Genomic DNA, 26,275 nt, shown 5'->3' on the forward strand with positions numbered 1-26,275 from the left:
CAAAACTTTAATTCATTCACATTTCCAAATAAATATCAATATGAAAAACAATATATCAATTATAAAAATCCTTTCAACCTTAGCTTTTGTTTTTGTGTCTGTGGTGGGCTATAGTCAGCAAAGAGCACAATACACACAGTATATGTATAATACGCAAACCTTAAATGCCGCTTATACCGGCACGCAGGGTACATTGGCGGCAAGTCTTTTGTATAGATCACAATGGGTGGGTATAGATGGTTCACCAGAAACTCAAAGTTTTTCTTCCCATGGTCTGGTAAAGGATAGAATAGGTTTGGGACTCACTATCGTAAACGACAATTTAGGGGCTACAAATAATTTTGAAGTCAATGCTAATTTTGCATACCATATTAAAACAGGTCGCGAAACTACACTGTCACTTGGTTTAAATGCGGGGTTAGATATTCTAAATGTAGATTATTCTAAAGGTAATTATGCCAATGGTCTAGATCCAATTTTTCAAGAGAACTTAAATGATCTTAGACCAATGGTAGGTGCCGGTATTTTTTATTATGGAGCAAAATGGTATTTGGGAGCTTCAAGTAACAATTTATTGAATTCTCAATTGTACGACAGCGACGACGAAATTATTACAGAGCGCAAGAGTCAATATTACTTTATGGGTGGTTATGTTTTTGATATTAATGATTCGGTAAAGTTTAAACCAGCGGTTCTAACAAAACATGTAGCAGGATCCCCAATAACAGTAGATGTGTCTGCAAACTTTTTACTTAGAGAGCGCTTAAGTCTTGGTTTGGCTTATAGGTATGATGATGCTGTAAGTGCCCTGGCAGGCTTTCATATAACCAATAAGTTCTTTTTAGGTTATGCCTATGATTATACTACCACCAACTTGGGTGATTATAATAGTGGTTCTCATGAAATAATATTAACCTACAATCTAGAGGGCTTGAAAAAGAGAGCCTTATCGCCAAGATTCTTCTAAAAATATAACTATGAAAATAAAATTACTATTTACATACTTAGTGTTAGGTACGGTTTTTATGTCTTATTCACAGACAAAGGAAACACGTGCAGACGAATATTTTGAAAATTTTAAATATGATAAAGCAATATCCTTATATACAGATATTGCCACAAGAAATAAGAAACCAGATACCCGTATTATTCAGAACTTGGCAGATAGCTATTTTAATATAGGTGATTATACCAATGCAGAGAAATGGTACTCTAAATTATATGTTTTAAAAGGTAATGAAGTTGGTGAGAATAATATCATAAAACTTGTGCAGTGTTTAAAGGCAGATTTAGATGCTGAGAGGGCAGATGAGGTTTTGTTTTCATACTATAAAGATCAAGATCGTTTACAAATGATATTGGCGCAGCAAAAACATTTAGATAGCTTATTATTGACAACTTCAATATATAAAATGGATACGCTTGGCTTTAATAGTCCAAAATCAGATTTCTCACCTGCATTTTACAGAGAGGGTAAAATTGTATTTTCTAGTACTAGAGATTCTATTAAAGCTGGTGGCAAAATCTATCCTTGGAACAATCAGCCATATTTAGATTTATTTGTAACCATTCCTGCTGATGGCAACTATATTCCAGAAAAATTTGCGGCCAATAGGTTATCAGATTTTCATGATGCTTCCGTTGCCTTGTCCAAAAATAAAGAGCGTATTTATATTACCAGAAATTATTTCAAAAAGGGAAAATTAGAAGCAAATAAGGATGGTCTATCTAATATGCAAATTGTAAAAGGTAATTTGTATAATGGTGAGGTCAATGATGTTGTAGAACTTTCTATAAATGATAAAGAGTATTCATGTGGTCATCCGGCTTTAAGCTCAAACGGTAGATATTTATATTTCACCTCTAATATGCCAGGTGGTTTTGGTGGGTCAGATATTTATGTTGTTGATTTATCTAGAGATGGTAGAGTGGTCTCCAAACCTATGAATTTAGGTCCTGCTGTTAATACGAAGGGTAGAGAAATGTTCCCCTATGTTGTAAATGATGTATTATATTTTTCTTCTGATGGTCATTACGGACTAGGTGGATTAGATATTTTTAAATCTAAAATTCTGGGTAAGGACGAGTATTCGTTACCAGTAAATATGGGCCAGCCGTTTAATAGCAATATGGATGATTTTTCATTGATTATGGAAGAGCAATATGGCAATGGTTACTTTGCTTCCAATAGAATGGGTGGTGTTGGTGACGATGATATTTATTCATTCGAAAAAATGGCGCCAGTAGATTGTTTAACATATGCGGGGCAAGTTTTAAATGAAATAACAAAGGAACCTGTTCCCTTTGCGAATATTGAAGTTAAGAACCCAAAAGATGGTTTACGTGAAATTCTTTTAACAGATGAGAACGGTAATTATGAAATTAATTTGCCGTGTAATAGGGAGAATAGATTGGTCTTTTTCAAAGAGAGATTTTCTAAGAAAACGGTGTTAGTCCCAACTTCTAAAAATCCTGAAGAGCCATCTTTTGATAATGTGGTTTTCTTGACACCTTATGATATGATTGTGGAGAATGATGGTGAAGTTGAAAAAATAAAAGTAGATCCTATTTATTTTGACTACGATAAATCTGCTATAACATCTCGTGCAGAAATAGAGTTGAATAAGGTGTTATTCGCAATGCAGCAATTTCCAGATATGAGAATTAAAATAGAATCTCATACAGATTCACGAGGAACAGATAGCTATAATCTTCGCCTTTCAGATGATAGGGCAAAATCGACAAGAACATATTTAATAAGTAAAGGAATATCTGCAGATCGAATTTTAAGCGCATTTGGTTATGGTGAAACCATGTTGATTAATAACTGTAGTAACGGAGTTAAATGCTCTGATCAAGATCATTTAGTAAATAGAAGATCAGATTTTATAGTGTTGAAAGAAAAAATAGTAAGTAAGTGATTAAAAGAATCTACTAATTTAAGATTATGGGGACCGAAATCGTAAAATTAAAAATTATCTCAGGCATGATTCAATCCTCAATGATTAATAATGCCTTAGAGCAAACCGAATACGAATTCATTTGCTCTATTGGCAGTCATTTGGGGCTAATGCAAGATGTTATTGATGAGTACATTAAAGAGGAGGAAATATTTATTCTTCCAGATAATTTAACAAGTAAGGTTATACGATTTTATAAGATGGCATTACGTGATAAAAAACAACGTAAAAGTTATTTCAAGTGGGTGAGAGCTTCATATAAACAAGGATTACACATGGGTTTACCTCAGGATACGATTAGAAATTTTTTATATGATTTACATTTCTGTGAAGAGTATTCTGAAGGAGAACAGGTTATAAAAAAATATTTAGCTAAATAAGTTTGGCAATTTCCAGTATCATAAAAATAATATGATATTGCGTCTGATGAAATAAAGAATGGTTTGCTACGTTTAAAAATGTAGTCCCTGAATATCAAATTGTTACGTAAGAATATGCCTACTAATAAAGAGAAGTTAAGTATTTTATCAGAAATGATTTCGTTTGCGAAAATCGATAATAAAATAAAAGAATCGGAGTATGATTTTTTATTTTCCGTTGCTCAGCAATTAGAGGTGAGTAAGAAAACGTTTGATAGTCTTTTTAATACTGATGTTGAGCATGTTATTCCTAAATCTCAGTCAGATAGGCTCGTACAATTCAATAGATTGGTTCTTCTTATGAATGTTGATGAGAATCAAGAACCAAATGAGGTTAAAAGAATATATGATATTGGTTTAAAAATGGGATTGCCACCAGGCGCAATTCAGCAAGTGTTAACTATTATGCATAAATACCCTAGTAAAATTGTGCCACCCAATATGTTAATCGCAATTTTTAAGGCGCATTATAATTAAGACCAAGAAATGAAATTGGCATCTAATTGTTCTAAATCCCTTTTGTTTTCAATATTGGTGTTTGCATCTTCTCTTAATTGTTTTATTTCTTCCTCTATAATGGTTAATTGATTAGAATTAATAACATGATTGCTTAATGTTTTTAGCATGTGTAGTAGTTTTCTCATCACTGTTATATCATGCTTACAGTATAATCTATATGTAGCCATTACATTAAATAATATCTCAGAAAACTTGGCACATTTAATACGCGACCAATTAGTCCCTTCCTCATCCGTCAAGTATTCAAAATCGGCTTTTTTCATTAAATCAATGAATAGAGAGGTTAGATAGTCGATGGTATTTAAAGCAGTGCCAGGATCATTAATACCTGGAGACATTGCCTTTATTCCAATTTCAGAAATTTGCCTAAACCCATAAATATAGTTTTCACCTATAAGTTCTTCATGACTAAAAAGTAGCGTAGCCATAAGTTTAGTTTTTAAATCCGTATTTATAGGTGTTTCTGTTAATAGACCAATGGTACCATCTAATATGAACTGCCCTTTATGTAGTTGAATTATAACTTTTATATCGTTCTCTCTACATAATTCTAATAAATCATCATGAAGTAATCCATGAAAATAACCAGATTCTGTTATTTCATACTCCTCCCAATGATCATGACTTGGAAACTGAAATGAATTATCACTTTGTTCATCTACAATAGATTTTATTTCAGATTTGGTTCGGGAATGAATTGCCGTTAAAATATTACCTACTTGTATAGCCTGTGAAATATGATGAATAAAATAGATGAAGGCTGCTAGGCAAATAACGGTTAAAATAATACCTAATAACACAGAGAAGCCCGGAGTTTGGTATGACTTTTCTGTAGGTTCAATAGAAATTAGAATAAATATATTGTAAAGTATGGTTGCTATATATTGCCCTAGAACAATCTGATGTTTTTCATCTGAAATTATACCGGGCAAAACCCTTGGTGAAAAATTGCTAGAAGCTTGGTTCAATAGCACCATAACCATAGAGAAGCTGAATACGGTCAGCGAGATTAAACCTCCTATTAGAGTGCTTAGAATAGTTTTGGCAGTATCTGTATCATCAATAACTAAAATAGGAGCCACTTTCATGAGGTAACCAGAAATATTCTGTTGTTCTAGAAATATCATAAAGAATGCTAAGAATAAACCTGCTAATGAAATAATAGTAGGGAAGAAGGCAATTTTAGTACGTATTTGATGAAAGAAGTTGGTTAGTTTATCCATTTTAAAAATTCTATCAATAAAACTAGTCATTCTTGTCACTAGAATAGCGCTTAAATAAACATAATACGTACTCTTTAAGATAAATTTAAGACAAAATGGCAGTATTTAATTCTATTTATCGGACAAAATGACATTAAATTTTGCTTGGTACATACTTTGTTCTATTCAAATCAAATAATGAATTAATTTTTTAAAATATACGATTATGAGTTTAACAAAGAGAAATGAGGTTCTGTTCCCAGCTTTAATGAATGAGTTATTTAGACCAGATTGGTTTGGTGGTACAGAAAATAAACGTGCTACCATACCTGCGGTGAACATCAAAGAAAATGAGAAAGATTTTGAATTAGAACTTTTTGTACCTGGAAGGGTTAAAGATGATTTCAAAATTGAAATTGATGATTCAGTATTAACTATTTCAGCAGAAATTAAAGAAAAGAATGAAGAAGTAAAAGAGAATTTTACAAGAAGAGAGTTTAGTATTTCATCTTTTAAAAGATCATTTACTTTGCCGGATACAGTTGCAACAGATAATATTGAAGCGACATATGAAGGCGGAATTTTAAAATTCAATATTCCAAAAAAGGAAGAGGCTTTGCCGAAACCAAAAAGATTGATTGAGTTAAAATAAGTTTTAAGTACTAAGTTTTTTTTAGGTTGGTTAGAGTTGTTTAGTTGAGTGCTTTGAGAAATCAAAGCACTTTTTTTTATGGTAGTTTTTCAGTTAATAACGCAATACATGAAATTATACCCTCCTTATAATTTCCCATTCTTAGATTTTCATTAGGGGCATGTATATTATTATCGGGGTTGGGAATTCGAATAGATACTGCGGGAATATTCAATGCTTCTATAAATGGCGCCATAGGTTGGGATCCACCGGTAGTTCTCATATTTACAATTTTATTACCAAACACTTTAGTTAAAGCCGAATTTAAAAACTCACCGATTGAACTATCCATTTCTGTTCTAAATGGTTTTGAGCCAATTCTATAATCGAGAGACACGAGTTTAGGGTAAGCTGCTCTTTCTTCTTTAGTTGGTATAGAGTCCACGATGTAAAACCCCTCTTCTTTAATATGCGCCCGTAGTAATTTTATTTGTCTTTCCCCTGGTGTTTCAGGTACTAATCGCATATCTATTTCAATAATAACTTCTTCGGGTATTAGAGTGCGGACTTCCTTGCCTGTCCATCCAGCTTTTAAGCCTCTAATGTTGAAAGATGGAAATTGTAATGCCTCTTGATAGGTGTCTGCAACTTTTTCAGAAGTGGCAATGCCCAGTCTCAAATTTAGACTGTCCATATTTTCTGGTATAGAATTAAGTAGTTCTTTATCGCGATCAGATAAATGGACACCTTTATAAAACCCATTAATTTGAACTATGCCTTTTTCATCTTTGAAACTACTTATTAATTGTGCTGCCTTAAAAACGGGGTTCGGTGCATAATTTCCATATTGACCGCTATGCAATGCATCGGTCGAACCAAAAATGGTAATTGTTGCTGTAGTAATACCTCTGGCGCCATATGTCAAAGTTGGTAAATTAGAAAGATGTCTAGTGCCGTCCATTATCAAAAGCATTTCTGCTTGTAAGAGGCTTTTATTGTTAAGAACAGCTTTTGGTAAATCTGGTGAGCCAAGTTCTTCTTGAAAATCCATGACTACTTTTATGTTGTATTCTGGAATAATTTGTTGTTCTTTTAAAATTTTCAGTGCTGAAATTAATGACATCGCCGGACCTTTAGAATCGGATGCAGATCTTGCAAAAATCCTTAGATCATCTGGTATGTTTTTTTGACTAAAATCAAATTCTTCCGTTGTCCATTTTCCATTTTTCAAGGTCTTGAAAACGGGTTCATAAGGATCGTTTTGAGACCACTCAGAACGGTCGACAGGTTGCCCGTCAATTTGTAGATAAAATAGAATACTCTTTCTGTTTTTATGATATATTTTTTCGGCAAAAAGTAGGGGTGCACCTTCGGTAATTATGGTCTGTGTTTTGAATTTTAAACTTTTAAAAACACTATCGCACCAAGCTTTATTATTTTCAATTTGTTCGGGAAAATTACCGTCATTTGGTAATCTTAAAAAATGATGTAAATTCGTAGAAGCGGTCATGAAATTTTCATCGACCATTAATCTAATGTCATCGCTTTTTAACTTCTGTGAAAAGCTATTTAAACTACTACTTATACATACTGCAATAAGCAATAAATTCACTAAATTTTTCATTTAATATAAAAATTATAAGATTTAGTCTTGTCTAAAAATTTTATTTAAATAATTATAATCCAGTATTTTATACAATTTTAAGTGAAGTTTAAATATATCTAAATTCCATTTTGGTTAATTTTTCCTAAACTTGACTTATTCTTGCTCTTGAAGCGATTTTATTTCATCTCTCAATTTCGCAGCCTGCATAAAATCTAATTCTTTTGCTGCTTTTTCCATTGCTTTTCTTTTGTCCTTTATAAGCTTTTCAATCTGCTCTTTGGTTAGGTAATCCATGTCTGGTTCAGCTGCTCTTAACTCTTCTTTTATGAAGTGATAAGTAGAGACAGAATTCTTAGAAAGTACACTATCCAAACTCTTGTTTAATGCTTTTGGGGTTATGTTATTATCTGTGTTATATTGGATTTGTTTTTGTCTTCTGTATTCTGTTTCGTCAATTGTTTTTTGCATGCTTGCCGTTATCTTATCTGCATACATAATTGCCCTTCCATTTAAGTTTCTTGCAGCTCTACCAACTGTCTGTGTAAGCGATCTATTACTACGTAAAAAACCTTCTTTATCGGCATCTAAAATAACGACTAAAGAGACCTCTGGTAAATCTAATCCTTCTCTTAATAAATTGACTCCAATAAGTACATCAAAGATTCCTTTTCGTAGATCTTGCATGATTTCTACACGCTCTAATGTGTCAACATCACTATGAATATATCTACATCGAATATTAATTCTGTCCATATATTTTGCCAACTCTTCCGCCATTCTTTTTGTTAAAGTAGTTACCAAAGTCCGTTCATCTTTCTCAACTCTAATTTGAATTTCTTCTACCAAATCATCGATTTGATTTAAACTTGGTCTAACTTCAATAATAGGATCAAGAAGTCCTGTTGGTCTAATAACTTGTTCCACATAAACTCCTTGACTTAATTGTAATTCATAATCTGCAGGAGTAGCACTAACATGTAAAACTTGATTTTGTAAAGCCTCAAATTCTTCAAATTTTAAAGGACGATTGTCCATTGCTGCCGGTAGACGAAATCCATAATCTACTAAATTTACTTTTCTAGATCGGTCACCACCATACATTGCATGTACTTGTGGTATGGTAACATGACTTTCGTCAATTACCATTAAATAGTCATCTGGAAAATAATCTAATAAGCAGAAAGGTCTTGTTCCGGGTTGGCGACCATCTAAATATCTAGAGTAGTTTTCAATACCTGAGCAATACCCAAGTTCACGAATCATTTCTAAATCAAAATTAGTACGTTCTTCTAAACGTTTTGCTTCTAATGGCTTTGCAATATCTTTGAAATAATCAATTTGCTTAACTAGGTCGTCTTGTATGTTGTGTATCGCATTTTGCAATACATCTTTAGAGGTAACAAACATGTTGGCAGGGTAGATGTTTAAATTCTCATATACCTCTATAATATTATTGTTGAAGGGGTCAAATGCTTCTATTTCTTCAATTTCATCTCCAAAAAAATGAATTCTATATGCGTGGTCTGCATAACTAGGAAAAACATCTACCACATCACCTTTTACCCTAAAGTTTCCATTTTTAAATTCCGCCATTGTCCTAGAGTATAAAGACTGCACTAATTGATGCATAAGCTTTGTTCTGGCAATTACCTGATCTTTTTTTATAGATATAACATTCTTTTGAAATTCTACAGGGTTACCAATACCATATAAACATGAAACGGAAGCAATAACAATTACATCTCGTCTACCAGAAAGTAAAGAAGAGGTAGTACTAAGACGTAGTTTTTCTATATCCTCATTTATTGAAAGATCTTTTTCTATGTAAACACCGCTAGTAGGTATAAATGCTTCTGGTTGATAATAATCGTAATATGACACGAAATATTCAACCGCATTATCGGGAAAAAACTGCTTAAATTCTGAATATAATTGGGCTGCAAGGGTTTTATTATGCGCTAATAAAAGCGTTGGTTTTTGAACTTTTTCAATGACATTGGCTACCGTAAAAGTTTTACCAGAACCCGTAACACCTAATAAAGTTTGGTATTTTTCATTTTCATTTATTCCTTTCACCAATTCTTTAATGGCATTTGGCTGATCCCCAGTGGGTTTGAAGTCTGATACTACTTTAAATTTCATGCTATAAAATTACGAAAGATGTACGAGTTAAAAGAGTTCGATAAACAGAATCATTGCATCTATCGCTTCAATGAAAAATGACCTTTTATTATTTTGTTATTCGTAGAAAAAGCTTTGAACCAATAGTCTGATTCTGGTAAGGATTTTCCATTGAAACTACCGTTCCAGCCATCTGTATTTGGAGCTATTTGAGCCAGTAGAGAACCGAATTTATCGAAAATAAAAATAACGGATACATTGTTTTCACCGGTTTCAATAGGTGGTATAAATTGCCAGAAGTCATTAATACCATCGCCGTTAGGTGTAAAAAAACTAGGGAACCCGTTAACGGTTAAATCTTGTGTCACTAAACGCTTGGCAATACCACACCCTTTTTTGTCTCTAACAAATATGGTATGATTTTGAAATGAAATTCCGTTGAATTGGTTAGAGTTTTGATATGGTCCATTTTCATTATCTAAGGCATATTCATAATCACCATTAGCTGCTGTTGAAATTATATAGTTTAATGAATTTGCGCTTATTTGAACATCGACATTTTCAATTACAGGTGCCTGAGATATAGTTGCTTGAAATGTTTTTGATGATGAGCATTCAAAAGATCTGCCTGAGTCTTCGAAGATGTCGTATGCCTCATAGATATAATCTCCTTCTTCTGTTATAGACACATTTGCGGTACTAGAAATTAAAGTTTCATTTCCTCTGCCATCCAATTTGTACCATCTATAGCCATCGGCTTCATCGGGTGCAGTGATTGTATCTGATGTGTTACCTCTGCATAAGGAAATTGTATCTGGGAATGTCAATGACGGATTTAAGACTAAAAGTTCACCACTTACCGGATCATAATATGGTCCGCAACCCAGTATTGTAGAGAATGTTTCTTGAGTACATCCAATGGCTTCACCAGCTTCATTAAAAGGAATTATTGTAATAAAGAAAGTCCGGTTAGGCTCAAAATCGATAATTGTAGTAGAAGCTTTAAAAAGAATGGCATTTTCTAAAATATTAGTTTCAAAGGGTGATGTGCCAATAGATACCCGGTATCCAGTTGCATTTGCAATTTCGTTCCACTCTAATGTAGGACTCAGGGGCACATTTGTTTCGCCGTTTACTGGGGAAACCATACTTGTGCATAAGGGTAATTCTGCGGCGGCGGCCGTTGTGAAGATAGTGGTGCTGCAACCTGTAGCCAAACCAATTCTATTATAGGGGATTACTGTTATGTAAATATCGGTTTCTGCTGGTAGATCAATAGAAGGATTATAACTCAGTGTATTTTGAACATCTGCATTATTTAGAATTTCACTACCATTTAAAGTTGTGCCTATGGTTAAGTAATATCCAGACGCGCCGGGTGCGGCACCCCAAATAATATTGGTTGCCGTATTAATATCATTTGCAGTATCTGCCGGACTAATGTTTGGGCTACAATCGGGAACTTCACTTAAAGCTGCAGTCGTAAAACTTTGACTCTCGCAGACTATATTTGGTTGATTGAAAAAGAAGAGAGTAATGGTTACAAAAATTTCGGTATTCTCCGGTAATCCAGTGGGTGATATGTAATTTGTTGAAGCTCCAACGTTTCGTTCATTTAAAATATCATTGCCGCCTATTGTTGTACCTAATGAAATTATATAACCTGGTACTCCAGCTACGGCTTCCCAACTAATAGAAGAGTCAACGGATACCATATTGGTACCATCTGCCGGGCTTACCAAAGACGGGCAGTCTTGTGCTAAGGTTTCTAAAGTGCCAAATAGCAGTGCAATGAAAAATATTGGTAGAACCAATACCCTGGGTAATTTTATGTCCCAATTCTTTTTCATAGCATTTTCGTAAACAGTACAATATACTACAAAATGAAAATGTAAACTTCTGTATGGTTAACAAATGGGACTAATTACCTATCTGAACAGATGTATTAAAGGTCTCTCCTTTTTAATATGGCTAATGAACCATATACGAAAATGGCAATCCATGCCAATACAATAACAATTTCATACCAGTGTATGTAATAATCTAATGCTAATTGCTCTCCCATTTGGTTAGCTACAGATTGTACCGCTCCTAATCTTGAGAATGGTTCTTTGATAAGGTTGAACATTGATTGTAAAGGGAAAAACCCCATAATAACATCAGTGGTTTCGCTATCAAAAAACTTCCATCTGATAATGCCACGAAAAATTCCTTCAAAAACTTGCCATAGTATTAAAAAACCTAAGGCAAAAGCAGATCGTTTTACCAATACACCTAAGAATAAACAGAAGGAAAAGAACCCCGTTAGTTTAATGAAAAAAGCCAAAAGGAACTCTAAATCGGTAAGAATGATAGATATTTCATTGAAATCTGAGTAAATAAGACCTAAAATCAACGAAACTATAAAAACAAATATTGTTGAAACTAAAGAGAATGAGACTACCGTTAAGAATTTAGAGAAGATAAATTCTTTCTTGGACAGCCCATCAATCAAGTTTTGTTTTATGGTCTTATTGCTGTATTCATTTGACATCATAGAAACGATAACGATTGCCAAGAATAATTTAAAAAATGCAGTAATAAAAGTATTAAAATGCCAGATGTATGGGAAGTTAAAAATACCTTGATCTGCTAAATGAAATTTAATAGGACCAATGTCAAATTTTATGGCAGCTACCAGTGCTATGGATGTTAGCAGCGCAAAATATGAGATAATCAACACCTTACTAGCTCTGTTGTTCCAAAGTTTTATAAATTCTATATGAAGTAATCGTATCATTTTATTGGTTTGTTAGGCGTTGGCATTTTTGGTTAAAGCTAAAAATTGCTCTTCTAAACTCTCTTTCCTTTTAACTAGGTGAGATGCAATAATACCATTATCAAATAGTAGTTTGTTCAATGTCTGGGCATCTAACTCTGATGTTAAAATTGCGGTAACCAGACCATTTTCTTGTTTTATATTGCCAAAATGCTGATTGTTTTTTAAGTAAGAAGTTAACTTTTCTAAGTCATCAGATTTTAATTCGAAAAATCCGAAACTAGCTTGTAGACTATCAACTCTTCCAGAATATAGTTTTTCCCCTTTTCTTAAAATAACGACATGTGTACACACTTTTTCAACCTCATCCAATAAATGTGAAGCAAGTAAAATAGTAGTGCCTTTTGCTGCAATAGTTTTTATAATTTCTCTAATTTGATGAATACCTTGCGGATCTAAACCATTGGTAGGTTCATCTAATATTAAAATTTCTGGATCGTTCAATAGGGCAGAGGCAATTGCCAAGCGCTGTTTCATCCCTAAAGAGTATGTTTTAAATTTGCTGTTCTTTCTATCAAGCAAGCCAACTAATTCTAGCTTTTCTTCAATTTTAGTTTCCGGTACATCTTTTATTTTGCAGACTAATTTTAAGTTCTGCAAAGCGGTCATATATGGGTAAAAGTTAGGACGCTCAATTATGGCACCTACTTTTTTTAAAGCTTCATGTGTTGAAGATTGACCATTGAACCAAGAAAATTCTCCGCTGGTTTTATTGACTACGTTTAAAACAATGCCAAGCGTAGTCGATTTTCCACTGCCATTTGGTCCAAGAATACCATAAACGTTACCTTTTTCAATGGTAAACGAGAGGTCTTTGACTGCGGTTAGGTACCCGAATTTTTTAGTAAGATGATTGACTGTTAAAATGGTACTCACGTCAAGTGTGTTTTGATTGGTTACACCTACTTGACGAGTAACTTAATGGTTTGTTACAATTTAATATTAAAATCTATTCATCCGTAATGTAAACTTTCTCTTGGAAGGTAAATCTTTTTGGGAAATCAATTCTAAATATCGATGAAATCATGAATCCAATATTTCATATTATAGGATTGATTGGTTACAAGATTTTATCTAAAAAGAAAAGAGTGGTAGTTTAAACTACCACTCTTTAAAGTTTTATCTGTAGAGTGTAAAATTCCCTACAAACTCTCTTGTGTCTGCTTCACCATTTAGTTTGATTATATACCAGTAATCTCCTGTTGGTAATTCTGCATTTTGATAGAAACCATTCCAGCCATCTTCATTGTCCTTAAATGTATAAACTGTTCTACCATATCTATCATAAATGGATATGAATATTTCAGGATATATCTCAATGTTCAATGGCATCCACATATCATTTTCTCCATCACCATTAGGCGTAAAGAAATTTGGTATTTCAATATCAATGAACTCTATAAATATACTTGCAGTAGATTCACAACCATTTTCATCTACTACGGTTACATCGTATGTATTGGTTTCGGTAATGTAATATACATTTTCAGAGCCCATATCCCTATCATCTAAGTAGAATGTATAATTTTCTCTGCCGCCAGTAACCGTTGCAGTTATTTGATTTATGTTACTTTCAACCACAGTTATTTCAAGTGGTTCAAATGCTAATATTTCAACATCATATGTAGCAATACATCCATTTGCATGAGAAATACTAATAAAATGTGTACCCGGTGTCAATTCTCTGAAAATAGGTGTTAATTGCATTTCCATAGGATCAACAGTATCTAATCCAAAAAGAACATCATCTTCTATGCTTGGGTCATTTAATACAATGTTTACATAGTTGCTTGGGAAGTTACCATTACACCCATAAATAGGTTCAACGATAGCTCCAAGGTCAACACCGGTATCAATAGTTACAATAATTGTCTCTTCGCAACCTTGTGCATCTTCAATATAGATGATGTAATCACCTGCAGCCAAGTTTGTAAAGCTTGTTCTATCTTGAACAAAATCTGCTTCGTCTGCTAAACGTGTGCTATATGGTGCGGTACCTCCAATTATGGTTAAATCAATAGTTCCGTCTTCTTCGCCTACACAAATTTCAGGAGTACTTGCCGTAGTTATTTCTAAAACTTCTGGTTCTACAATAGTAGCTTCAACAAGTTCAAAACAACCGTTGGAATCTTGTGCTATAATGATATAATCACCAGGAGCCAATTCATTGAATGTATTGTCATCACTAAAGCGATCCAAATTCGGTGAAATTGCATATTGATAAATACCAGATCCACCAATCATGTTTACCGTAATACTACCATCTTCTTGACCATTACATGTTACATCAGTAATTGATGTGTTTGCGATATCAATTAGAAGTGGGTCAGGCTCCGTAATAGTTATTAAGGCTGATGTTACTTCACAGTCATCACTCTGTACCCTTAAATAATATGAACCTGCCAATAAATCTGTGAACAGACCTGTTTGTTGATTTGGACTTACTTCATTGGTTAAACCTGCATCAGAGAATAAGGCATATTGATAATTACCTAATCCGCCTTGAGCCTCAGCATTTATAACTCCCGTGTTATCGCCGTTACAGTTAATTGTCGGATTATCATTATCCAATGTTACTGTTAATGGAATAATTGGGTTAATGGTAATGCTGTTCGTTAAAACAGAAATACAACCTTCGCTATCTTGTACATAGTATTGATATGTATTTGGTAGAACTCCCGTAAACAAATGGGTGTTTGGACCATTTATTTCATTCATTGCATTGAATGTTGATGTACCATCAATATTCCACATGTAAGGACCGGTACCACCTGATGCTGTTAGCAATAGCTCTGCATCGGATAAACAAGTTGCTCTTTGCGCTGTTACCAATTGACCTTTAACTTCAATAGGCTCAATAATTTCTATAATTGCTGTTTCGTCTGAACAGTTTAAATCATCTAATACAGTAATGCTGTAATATCCTGATCTTAAATTGCTGAAAGTAGGAGATGTTTGTGCACTTGTTGTTTGAATTAGATTGGCTCCAGGAGCGTCGCTGTCGTAAGTTTTAAGAATATATCTATAATTGGTCGTAACCGTTCTAGGTGTAAATCCACCCATTATTTCGGCAATGGTATCGCCTTCACAAACCAAGCCTTGAGTAGTTTGAATATTCGCCACTATCGGTTCTGGAGGAGATAATGTAAATGCATTGGTAAAGGTTTCTGTACAACCTAAGTTATCTGTTACCTGTACTGTATATTGACCATCGCTTAAACCTCTAAATAAATTGCTATTTACTTGATTAGCTGTGTATGCTGTGCTAGTACTAATATGTGTAAGTACAATATTAAAAGGTGCTTCACCACCATTAGGAATAATATTTGCACTTCCCATATCATTGCTGCAACCAACATCATTGGTATCTATTGTTGCCAAAGTAATAGGAGCACTAGGCGAAGTAATGGTAAACGACCTTTCTTGAATACACTGTGGTGTACCAACTTGTGAAGCCCTTAAAATGTAACTACCTGCAGCAACCGGAATAGATGCCGTTGTTCCTGTACCTGTAAAAGTACCAGCGTCATCTGTACGAGTGGTAGCCGTACCATCAGCATTGAAAACTTCCCAGTTAAAGTCACCTGTATATGATGCATCGGTAAATGTTACTTCAATTCCTCCATCGGTACCATAACATATTACGTCTGCAAGTTTATTAACTTCTATATTAAACGTGTTTGGGTCTTCTACTGTGTGGGTTCTTGTAATTTCACAACCTGTAGTAATATTCCTAATACCAATAGTATATGTTCCAATAGCTAGTGTTAAAAATGTATTATCTCCTGTTTGATAAGTGGTAGAAGGCAATATTCTAAATTCATAGTTGGCTAGATTGCTTATAGAGTTCGTAATTGTACTTGATACATTTACTGTGATATTTTCCCCACTATTTACACAATCCAATTCTCTGTCAACTGTAATTGAGGCAGTATCAAATGTATCATAAGGATTTATAGTAACAATATGTTCTGCAGAACAACCTTCGTCATCGTATACACGAACAATAATATCACCCCCAGCCACATCTGTGTGCGTGTAGGTTAAACTACTGCTGTTTTGAAGTACATTGGTTGTTACATCATCTATAAATTCAAAACGATTGTATGTTCCACTACCACCATTAATTGAACTTGCGTCTATTGTTATTGTGGCATTGTCACCATCATTACCTGTAGCACAACCAAATTGGTCAGGAACGGGAGCAGTAAATGTTACAGCTGCATTTTCATCTATAACCACTGTTTTTACTGTGGTACAGTTATTAGGACCTCTTGCGGTTACATCATATGAGCCACCAGGTAAACCTGTGAAAGATTGGGTGGTTGCATCCCAAATAGCCGTTGCAGGCATAGGGTTTATCGTATATGCTAACGGATTATTTCCATTATTTACTTGAACTAGTTCTATACTTCCGTCTTCCGCACCTGAACAACTAACTTCAATAGGAGTAGCCGAGAAATCTGGACGAATAACCGCAGGTATGGTTACTGTAAAAGTTCTAAAACAATTTGGAGAGGCGGTACTAATATCATAAACATTGACGGTATAATCTGTGTCTATAGTATTATCCGGAACACCTACTGGTACATTCATGGCTCCACCTGTAAGAGTTTGCCTTGCTTCAACATCTGCTGAAGAGCTGTCAAGAATTTCGAACTCATAATTACCTGAACCAGAAATACCTTCAATAGCTATTTCTGCCTCAAAACCGGCATCACAACCTAATTGTTTGTCTAAACTAGCTGATGCCTGTAGGGTAGGGTGAACATCTATATTAACTGTGTCTGTACAACCAGTTTCATCTTTTATAAATACATCATAATTGCCGGCAGGGACAGTGTTGTATGTACCTCCGTTATTTTGATATGTACTTCCACCATCTAAAGAATATAATTTAGTACCCGTGCCTGTTGCCGTAATGGTAACAGATGCATTAGTATCACAATTAGCAATTGCCACATCAGTAATACTTGGTGCTGCAGTAAAGTTCATAATTACATCATCAAGCGGATAAGTACAACCGTATTGATCTTCGACGTTTACGGTATACGTTCCTGCAGGTGAATTTGCAGCTATTTCTATTGGGTTGTCACCGATTGCCGTAATAGGAGTAAAAGGGGCAGGTCCCGTAATAGTATAGAAATAAGTGCCACCACCACCTTGTAGGTTGTCAATTAAAATTAAACCTGGGCTTTCACATGAAATATCTTGAATAGATTGTGTGTCTCCTGTAATCTCATCCAACATTTCTAGAATCTCATTTTCACTTGCACTTATACATTGTGGTGCTCCACCATTATATTGTTGTACCTCAATATAATATTCATCTTCTGGTAAGCTTGTCACATTTATTGTACTAGAATAGCTAACAATGCCGCCACTATCTCTAATTATATTACCATCTATATCATATAAGAACCATTCCATATCAGGTTCTATGGAACCATCTGAATCTGTAATAGTATACTCTATTGATCCATTACTTGAGCCTTCACATGCAGGAGTAATAACTGATGTAATCACCATTGGGTTCGTGATGATATCATTTACGTTAACACTACTCTGTCTAACACAACCAACAGCATCTCGTACATAGAATGCATAAGTTCTGCCTGGTACTAGATTATTGAAGGTATGTGTAGTACCTGTAGCATAAGGCGTCGTCCATCCATTTACTGGAGTAACTATGTTAAAATTAGCAGGATCCTCTGAATACGTGTATTCATAAGGTGCAGTACCATTTTGACCTCGTACACTTACTTGTAGTTCATCACAATTTACGATGATTGGAAGTATGGTAATATCTAAATCATCTAAAGGAAAAGGGATGATTAACCTTGGTAAATCTGTTTTACAAATTGTATTACCACTACCATCTACCGTTCTTATTGATGGTTCAACTTCGAAACCTGATGTATATCCTCTAAACTGATCCGATGTTTGCCAAGTTGCACCCCCATCATCACTAAATTCTAGAGTGCCTATTGTTGTTGGATAATTTAGAATATCAAATCCGAAATCATTAGGGTCACCTGTGCATGCAACTGGTGTTCTTCCTTCTGCATCGGCAGTTAATTCAATAGGTGCTGTAATAGTTACGGTCTCTGTCTCTGAACAGCCGCCTTCATCCGTAATGATAACATCATAAGTTCCCGGTGCTAAATTGTAATATGTCTTAGTAGTACCTACTACATCAGTTTGTACTTGGTCTGGTGTTCCATTGGTAACATCTACCAATCGGTAATCGAAAGGAGATAGTCCGTCATTAATGGTCACGGCAATATTACCGGTGCCATCATGACAATCTGGGTCTGTAGCTACTGCTGATATGTCCAATACCGGATTTGCAGCAACGGTCTCTGTAACCATTGTTTGGCAAGCATCTGTAGCATTTGCCTTATCTCTTACATAAATGTCATAACTCCCAATATTTGCCAGCGCAATTGTTGTTGAATTACTTGCCGAGAAATCAGCATCAGTAACTGTATTTCCAGAAGGGATAAAAGCATACATGAAATTGTTGTCTCCGCCTGAAGCTGTTGCCGTTAAGCTACCATCCGCACATAAACTTGCATTTACAGGCACAACGCTAAGTGTAATTGTAGGTGCAATCGTTATTGATTCTATTGTAGAGACACAACCATAAATATCGGTTACTTCTACATTATAGGTTCCTTCAGATAAATTATTGAAGGTATATGCTAAATTGGTTGCAGGAGTAGGGGTTTGCCAAGCACCGTTATTAATCCTGAACGAGTAATTACCATTACCATCCGTAACTGTTGCGGTCACAGTACCGTTACTTTGACCATCATAACATTGTGTTGCGGTTAAACCGAAAGCAATGGTTTCTGGTTGAACTACACTTACAGTTGCCGTTGATACTACTTCACAATTGTTTTGATCTTTAACTCTAACATGGTAATCACCAGCTGGCACGTTTAAGAATTGTGATGATGTATCATAAATTCTAACAATAGTATTATCAGTTCTTTCTAATTGGTATTCATAACTTGGTGTACCTTCAGTAGCAGTTGCCTGTAAAGTTGCACCTGTATTAAAACAAGTAAATTCTGCAGTTTGTTGTAAACTTGCCGTTAACGCATTAGGTGAAGTTAAAGTAACAGATGTTGCTGAAGTTGCAGTACATGAATTGTCATCTATCTTTTCTACCATTAAGTTGTACGTGCCATCTGCCAGGGTAGATGGGGTGGTTATTGGAGAAGTTGTTTCGGTTACCCAATTTGTACCTCCATCCAAAGAATACTGATATCCGAAAGTAGGATCAAAGTTAGAAACCTCAAAACGAATACTACCGTTATCGCTACCGTTACAAGTAAGGTTTGTGCTACCTAAAATGGCTACCTCAAAAGTTTTTCCAGTTTCTACTATAACTGATATATCTTGTGTTTGTTCACATATCTCAGGAGTTTGTGAAGCCTGAATGTCATCTAGTACTAAGAAGTTACCATTATCACTGTCTAAATTGGTACGTAAAACAACACCAACAGCAGTATTGGCTCCTGGGTTAAATGTTACTGTTCTTAAATGCCAATCGTTTGCGTTGTTGTTTTGAGGAATAGACGCTGTTGCCTGACTGCTGATTACAGCACCAGAACCATCAACCAATTCTACTAATACCTCTGGGTCGTTACCAGATGCATTGTCTACTAATATATTATATGCATAAAATGATATGGTGATGTCTTGGTTGGCAAGTGCTTCCAAGCCTGTTCTTGACCATAGAATATTATTATTGCCTGCTGAGGTACTTACCCCAATTGCCATAAATCTACCATCGGTCAATCCTGTATGGTCATTAGGGCTTCTCCAAGATGTATTAGGATTGGTTATTCTGTTTGTTACCGCATATTCAGCATTTACAAGAATACCGGCAGGACCTAAATTACAGTCTGTATCCGTACCATCTTGTGGTTCGTAGCAATATCCTGTACCTATTTCTGCAATCTGTGTAGTAACACCAGATCCAAAATTTTCAAGGAATAAAGTACTTTGGTCGGCAGCTATTGAGCTTGTATAGCCAACAGTAATTGTTTGTGTGCCTGGAGCAACATTATTGAAAATATTGCTATCTAATGGTGTGTTATCTGTACCGTTTAATTTATAAGTATAGGTAAAGTCTGTTGTGTTAGAAGGGGTAATTGTAACTACTCCGTTTCCATCACACTCATACGTTATGTCATTAGTGAATGTAGGGTCAATAGCAGCACTCGGTACTGTAATTTCTAAATCTGTAGAACATTCTAAAGCATCTTTTATGGCTAATTGATAATTTCCTGGTGTTAAACGTTGCTCGTCAACTGCGGTAAACGTACTTCCTCCGTCAAAACTATATTGATACGGAGCTTGACCGCCACTCGCATTTAAAATCTTTACTAAAGCAGTAGGTGTTGCAGCACCAGAAGTATCGCAAGATGCATCTTCTATAATGGAAGGTGATGCCGTTAGCGTAAATGGTTGGGTAACTTCATATTCATAAGTCTCTATACAACCATTACCGGCAGTACCACTAGAATCCATAACTGTAATGGTATAATTACCTGCTGAAATATTGTTGAAGTAATTTTCTGTTTGATAAGTAGTACCACCATCTAGACTGTATTGATATGGAGCATTACCACCAGATGCAGTTATTGTTAAAACAGATGTTGAAGAATCTGCACATGTGATTTCCGTGTTGGTAGCTGATATGGAAATAGTTCCCAAATCTTCCATGGTTACTATATTAGAGAATCCATAACATCCGTTATCATCTCTAATTACAAACATATATTCTCCATCTTCATTAGGTACATATGTTGAAGGAGTACCTTCATATCCGAATAAAAATGATGGATTAGATGTGAAATCTGAATCGGGAATAGTAGTTTCGTCAGTGTATGGAGCATTACCATCTTTACTATAGATAGCATATTCGTACCCTGTTGTACCACCAGTGCCTATTAAATTTATTACACCGGAAGTACACGTAATATTTTCTTGATTTGTTGCTGTTAACCTAAGTTCAGGAATTTCGTCTACAGTAATAGTTTGCTCATCTAAACAGCCATCTGTTGTTGAGGTAACAATTACATAGTCACCTGCCGCTAGCCCAGTAAATGTATGAGTATTATCTGATGAAACTAAGTTGTTAGCAACCAATGATCCTTTACCACCACTGCCATTGTCTAAATAAAGTTCGTAACTGTATTCTGGGGATACATTTAAAGCTTGTATAGCGATAGTACCAGCATCAGTACAATCAAATGGAGTAGTGCTAGGGTTTACTTCAAAAATTCTTTCTGAAATTCCTATTTCTTCCGTTTCAAAAATACAGCTATTTGCTATCGGTGCTCCAGTGGAAGGATTAAGTTGTGTAATCTGAACTTTGTACGTACCAGGACTAGTGATATTAAAGTTAGGACCTTGACCAGCACTAAATGGTACTGCGATTGAATTATTCTCAACATCATATAACTGATAACCGTAACCGCTACCTAAATCGATTACTCTAATAGAACCATCTGTATTACAAATAATATCAGAAGAATCTGGTTCAGGAATATCTAATGTGTTTTGGTACGAATTGAAATAGAACCTACTAAAACATCCACCTTCATAACCAATAACAACTCTATATTTTCCACTTTCGGTAACAGTAAAGTTATCTGAATCGGTTTGTTCGTTCCAAGTCCAATTTCCATTGGTATTTGCGCAATTGTCACTAGCATCGCCACAAGTTGCAACATCACAACTTGTTTCATCTAGTTTTTCCCATTTTATGCTTAGTGCATCGGTAATACCTAATTGTATAAAAGCACTATCGGTATCTCCACAAAGGAAGATATGTGGCATTGAGCTGTTGTCATTTGAACATGTAACAGTTTCCCCTTGAATATCATTATCAGGATTACTATCTGAATTTACTTGGTTCAAATAACTAATAATTGGGTTCGTTTGGGTTTCTCCATAACGCTCAACAGAAATTAATTCTGTATGGTTAGCACAACCAGATGTTGCCGTCTTTTCAACAATGTAATTACCTATTGTGGTTACTACTAAAGTATTAGATGTTCCATCATTTAATATTGTATCTCCAGAATCTATTGATCCATTGTTGTTGTTATCTATGGCCCAAGTATATGTGTCAAAGCCCAAACCAGCCGAAAGGGTACCACTGGCACCACAAAGCTGAACCGTACGTGCTACGTTACAATTTGCCAATGCATCGGATACATTGTTTGCGGCAACTTCTAGAGTTGTTGTACAAGCACCTGCCGGGTTACTACCATCTTCATCAGAAAAGGTATTGGTATTTAGAGTACCCGAGTAATTAGCATAGGCATTGTTTTCTAGTTGAGAGGCACAAGCCGCTACGAACTCAGAACAGTCGCCCGCAACAGATACCGTTATCTTTATTTTGTATTCCGGATCACCAATTTGAACCAAAGCATCTGGTATAGTAAAAGTTATAGTTCTAGTACTTTCGTCATAACTGCTGGTTACTCCTGGTGCATCGTCAATGTTTATATCATCTAAGCTTACGTTATTTGGTAGAACATTTTTTATCGTAAAGTTAGTTGCATGATCATCACCGGTGTTCTGAAATCTTAATACGTAATTGTAAGTATCTCCTAAATCAACATCTTCACCGTTAATGTCAGTACCACCTAGTAATTCTGAGGTATTGCCTAAAACAATTACCGGAGCAAATACCTGAGTATAAGATGCAGCATTTACGGTACCATCGGTTGGGTCAACCGCAGGAGCTCCTGTTCCATATTCACCACCATCGCCACCGTCAGTAGCATCATCTTTGTAAAATTCGTTGGCATCACTACAACCATCATCATCGCTATCTAAGTCTAAATGATCAGGATAGCCATCCATATCAGTATCTAGATTAGCACAGAATCCAGAAAAAGACGCGGTATTGTAAGATAAAAAGGCAACATCGGCATTTGAACTAAGTTGTAATCGTAGATAAGAAACGTCAGCTAAACTAGCGGCGGGAATACCAAATTCTGACAATTCTACTGTAGCCAAACGATAATCTCTTGTAGTATTGTTATAGAAAATGCTTCCGTTTGCGTGGTAAATATCTAATCTGTACGAGCCAACAACATCGGCAAGTGCTCCACCACTATAAGCCTGTACACGTACAGCATTTCCAAGAGGAGCACCTGTAGCATCATAAAGACTTACAACATGACCAACACCACTTGGGTCTGCAACTTGGGTTAATAATATATCTGGTATACCATCGCCAACGTTAGTTGCTACGATAGGGTCTATTTCATAAGTCCATGTGTCACCAATGTTAACAATACCAGAACCAAGATCCAATCCATTTTGCCCATGGGTCAACAAAGGATTTAATGGGTCTGTGGTAGGGTCATTTATAACGGTTAATCCTAAAGCATTATCATTATTCCCATCATTTAAATTAGCTTCAAAGGTTGCCTCGCTATAAATATTATTTGAAGGGGTCAATGCCATCCAGCTAGATTCTGTAGCTGAAATATCTGAAATTCCATCATTATTGGAGTCTATGCCGTCTGATAAACCATTTCCGTTGGAGTCATAAAGATTATCGTCTGCAACCCCAGTGGTAAATGTGGTTCCTCCGGATGTAAATGCTAATAATTCGTGTGATAAGTTTGGTAATACTGGATTTCTAGAAGTCGTAGAACTTCTCCAAAAACCAGAGAAATTGGAGAAAATTTCTGTTACGGCAGTACCACCTTGTGCAGTGCTTGATGGTGAAGTGAAATTTACATCACTAGAAATGATACACATTTGTTCAACGGAATCATAAATACCATCATTATCATCATCTAAATCAACGCTATCTACAACGCCGTCATTATCAAAATCGTTATGTACTATAATTCTGGCGGAAGGCTCATCTCTTGTAATGTTTGCTTCCGTTTGGTCTTGAGTATTGGTAGCTATATTGACGAGGTTGAGTAAAGGCAGAATGTCTATTTCGTCTGCAGTTACTTCTAATGTTAAGAATGCAACTTCGCCCGGTGCCAATGTGCCTATATTCCAAACATTTCCATTCCAAGATCCTGTTATGGTAGAAGCCCCTTTCAAGGTTAACCCTGTAGGAATATTATCTTTTACCTGAAGATTAGTGATTGGCAAATACCATAAGTTCTCTGCTCTGATAGTAAATGTGGCAGTTTCCCCCTCTGTTATCTCAGGTTTGTCAACGGTTTTTATAATTTGAACATCTGGCTCACAATAGAAAATTTTAATGGTTTGTGAATCGTAAGTACATGGTCCTTTTGTTCCTCTTACATAGTAATCACCAGCAATAGTTGCGGCATAATCATAGGCATTCGCTCCAGGGATGGCAACACCATCAAAAAACCACTGGTAAGCATCGAAATTATCATCAGAAGCTTCAAAAATACTTGAACCAGAAAAACAATCACCTTCAACACCTCCGTTAATTTGTAAAACAACTTCTGGTACGGTGTCAAACCCTGAAAAATAACCAGCAACACCTTGAGCACCATTATATCCAAAGAATCCAATAGCCATTGGTCCAGTTGAAGTCACACTAATATCTCCGTCTAAGTTTGGTATATAGAAAGTTTTCCAATCACTTGATCCAGCTACTGGTGTAGAGGCGGGTTTTGAAATTTCAACTCCGTCTTCAAATACTTTTACATTAGAGTCAATAGTATTTACGGAAGCTATAATGGTTAATCCCCCGGTTACTGTTGTTCCGGCAATGTTTCTAATATCTGGTATATTATCCATTACATCAGGTAACAGACAGTTAACAGGAGCCACAAAATTTAATCCTTGAGTATATAAGTTGCTTGATCCCGCCATTGACTGGTATGCATAAACATCTTTTGATGTTTGTACCAACATGTTGGCACCTACCGTATTAGAAGAGTAATTATTGCTTGGAATTTTAAAGTATTCACCATTATTAATTGTAGCAATGGCAGTAGTACTTCCATTCACATATATTTGAGTATTATCTGCTGTTGCAATAACTAACGGAAATTCGGTAAGTCCATTAGTGTTACCATTTCCTCTTATAAATACATATTCTTTACCTAGTTTATTAATAGGTACTGGTTGATCAATACCCGCATCTCTATGGCTCTGACCATCTTCACTACCAAAGTTTATAGAACCATTACTAATTACAATATCTTTTGTAGAAACTATTGATGCCCCGATCCAACCATCTTCATGTGCTTGGGTAGGTGATGTTCCTATATAGGTTTCATAAACAAAAGATTCGTTTGCGTTTAGTGTTATTGTATGTGAGTTTGCAGTTATACCAGCTCTGTTTCCGCCTACTCTAAATTCGCAACCAGGATCATAACCAGATAATACTACTGTGGTATTATCCTCGGTTGCCATAATACCTAAGGTGTTAGATTTTGAGGAGTGACTTCCTTTATTTGGAACACCGCCCCATTTAAAATTAGTACCCATAGCTTGTCGCCCCTTAGCGGTTAACGATGCAGCTTGCGAGCCAGATTTACCTCTATAATTAACATAAAATTTTTGTCCCCCAGCAGAAATAAACCGTAATCCGCTATTGGTAAGTACTTTACCGGTGTTGTTGTTATCTACTAGCGTAATGTTGTTATCACCGTTACCTAAGGTCCAAACACCAGGATTTAAATTATCTATGGTGATTGTTCTTTCGATTGTATTTGAAGTTCCACGATAAACGAAAACGTCGAAAGGTGTCGTTTCTGGTGTAGATAAATAAATAGCTTGGTTCTGAATACCTGCGTTGTTTTGACCTTGCTTCATTGGTGGTAAAAAATGAAGGTCGCTTAATTGTGCATACCCTAAAAATGAGTTGAATGCAATTAGTAAAAACAGGAGTAATTTGATGTTGGATTTGATATGCGTAATCATTGGTTTGGTTTCATATGGTATGAATAGCAAATAAAACGAGGTTTTAGTTCTTAAATAAAAAAATGTTGTATACACGCGGTATTATGTTGTT

Annotated in this window: 12 protein-coding genes; 5 read left to right on the forward strand and 7 right to left on the reverse strand. The window is 35.3% G+C overall.

Annotated elements, in window-relative coordinates; genetic code table 11:
• The first annotated feature begins 40 nt into the window (after positions 1-40).
• The 4 genes from BM296_RS09495 (at position 41) to BM296_RS09510 (ending at position 3,856) form a co-directional block, all read left to right on the forward strand.
• On the forward strand, positions 41-967 hold the full coding sequence (locus BM296_RS09495) for a PorP/SprF family type IX secretion system membrane protein (protein WP_091902793.1): 927 nt from the start codon (positions 41-43) through the stop codon (positions 965-967).
• A gap of 10 nt (positions 968-977) precedes the next feature.
• Positions 978-2,921: an OmpA family protein gene (locus BM296_RS09500; protein ID WP_091902794.1), complete on the forward strand. Its 1,944-nt coding sequence runs from the start codon at positions 978-980 to the stop codon at positions 2,919-2,921.
• A gap of 26 nt (positions 2,922-2,947) precedes the next feature.
• Positions 2,948-3,340, forward strand: coding sequence for a hypothetical protein (locus tag BM296_RS09505; RefSeq protein WP_091902795.1), 393 nt, complete (start codon positions 2,948-2,950; stop codon positions 3,338-3,340).
• Between the two features lie 114 nt (positions 3,341-3,454).
• The gene (locus tag BM296_RS09510) at positions 3,455-3,856 is read left to right on the forward strand and encodes a hypothetical protein (protein ID WP_027064380.1); all 402 of its coding nucleotides are present in this window, start codon (positions 3,455-3,457) and stop codon (positions 3,854-3,856) included.
• On the opposite strand, the gene BM296_RS09515 is transcribed toward BM296_RS09510, so the two are convergent.
• Positions 3,853-5,121 carry a DUF2254 domain-containing protein gene (locus tag BM296_RS09515; RefSeq protein WP_177214938.1) on the reverse strand — a complete coding sequence of 423 codons (1,269 nt, stop codon included), beginning with the start codon at positions 5,119-5,121 and terminating at the stop codon, positions 3,853-3,855. The genes BM296_RS09510 and BM296_RS09515 overlap by 4 nt on opposite strands.
• Before the next feature lie 205 nt (positions 5,122-5,326).
• Between BM296_RS09515 and BM296_RS09520 the strand changes: the two genes are divergently transcribed.
• Positions 5,327-5,752 carry an Hsp20/alpha crystallin family protein gene (locus tag BM296_RS09520; protein WP_091902797.1) on the forward strand — a complete coding sequence of 142 codons (426 nt, stop codon included), beginning with the start codon at positions 5,327-5,329 and terminating at the stop codon, positions 5,750-5,752.
• Positions 5,753-5,828: 76 nt separating this feature from the next.
• Here BM296_RS09520 and BM296_RS09525 read toward each other — a convergent pair whose 3' ends face one another.
• The 6 genes from BM296_RS09525 to BM296_RS09550 form a co-directional block, all read right to left on the reverse strand.
• Positions 5,829-7,355 (reverse strand): M20/M25/M40 family metallo-hydrolase, encoded by a 1,527-nt coding sequence (locus tag BM296_RS09525; protein WP_091902798.1) that lies wholly within the window; start codon positions 7,353-7,355, stop codon positions 5,829-5,831.
• A gap of 135 nt (positions 7,356-7,490) precedes the next feature.
• Positions 7,491-9,479, reverse strand: a complete 1,989-nt coding sequence (uvrB, locus tag BM296_RS09530; RefSeq protein ID WP_091902799.1) for an excinuclease ABC subunit UvrB — start codon at positions 9,477-9,479, stop codon at positions 7,491-7,493.
• A 59-nt stretch (positions 9,480-9,538) separates the two neighbouring features.
• On the reverse strand, positions 9,539-11,308 hold the full coding sequence (locus BM296_RS09535; protein ID WP_091902800.1) for a T9SS type B sorting domain-containing protein: 1,770 nt from the start codon (positions 11,306-11,308) through the stop codon (positions 9,539-9,541).
• Between the two features lie 95 nt (positions 11,309-11,403).
• Entirely contained in the window at positions 11,404-12,237 is an 834-nt protein-coding gene (locus tag BM296_RS09540; RefSeq protein ID WP_091902801.1) for an ABC transporter permease, read from the reverse strand.
• A gap of 12 nt (positions 12,238-12,249) precedes the next feature.
• Positions 12,250-13,152, reverse strand: a complete 903-nt coding sequence (locus BM296_RS09545) for an ABC transporter ATP-binding protein (RefSeq protein WP_091902802.1) — start codon at positions 13,150-13,152, stop codon at positions 12,250-12,252.
• A gap of 243 nt (positions 13,153-13,395) precedes the next feature.
• Positions 13,396-26,184: a T9SS type B sorting domain-containing protein gene (locus BM296_RS09550; RefSeq protein ID WP_091902803.1), complete on the reverse strand. Its 12,789-nt coding sequence runs from the start codon at positions 26,182-26,184 to the stop codon at positions 13,396-13,398.
• Positions 26,185-26,275 lie beyond the last annotated feature (91 nt).

The sequence above is a fragment of the Maribacter stanieri genome, assembly GCF_900112245.1.
Taxonomy (GTDB): domain Bacteria; phylum Bacteroidota; class Bacteroidia; order Flavobacteriales; family Flavobacteriaceae; genus Maribacter; species Maribacter stanieri.

What these genes read in the sequence shown, in the direction of transcription:
- BM296_RS09495 (WP_091902793.1), top strand. Translation starts at nt 41, where the DNA reads ATGAAAAACAATATATCAATTATAAAAATCCTTTCAACCTTAGCTTTT.
- BM296_RS09500 (WP_091902794.1), top strand. Translation starts at nt 978, where the DNA reads ATGAAAATAAAATTACTATTTACATACTTAGTGTTAGGTACGGTTTTT.
- BM296_RS09505 (WP_091902795.1), top strand. Translation starts at nt 2,948, where the DNA reads ATGGGGACCGAAATCGTAAAATTAAAAATTATCTCAGGCATGATTCAA.
- BM296_RS09510 (WP_027064380.1), top strand. Translation starts at nt 3,455, where the DNA reads ATGCCTACTAATAAAGAGAAGTTAAGTATTTTATCAGAAATGATTTCG.
- BM296_RS09515 (WP_177214938.1), bottom strand. Translation starts at nt 5,121, where the DNA reads ATGGATAAACTAACCAACTTCTTTCATCAAATACGTACTAAAATTGCC.
- BM296_RS09520 (WP_091902797.1), top strand. Translation starts at nt 5,327, where the DNA reads ATGAGTTTAACAAAGAGAAATGAGGTTCTGTTCCCAGCTTTAATGAAT.
- BM296_RS09525 (WP_091902798.1), bottom strand. Translation starts at nt 7,355, where the DNA reads ATGAAAAATTTAGTGAATTTATTGCTTATTGCAGTATGTATAAGTAGT.
- uvrB (WP_091902799.1), bottom strand. Translation starts at nt 9,479, where the DNA reads ATGAAATTTAAAGTAGTATCAGACTTCAAACCCACTGGGGATCAGCCA.
- BM296_RS09535 (WP_091902800.1), bottom strand. Translation starts at nt 11,308, where the DNA reads ATGAAAAAGAATTGGGACATAAAATTACCCAGGGTATTGGTTCTACCA.
- BM296_RS09540 (WP_091902801.1), bottom strand. Translation starts at nt 12,237, where the DNA reads ATGATACGATTACTTCATATAGAATTTATAAAACTTTGGAACAACAGA.
- BM296_RS09550 (WP_091902803.1), bottom strand. Translation starts at nt 26,184, where the DNA reads ATGATTACGCATATCAAATCCAACATCAAATTACTCCTGTTTTTACTA.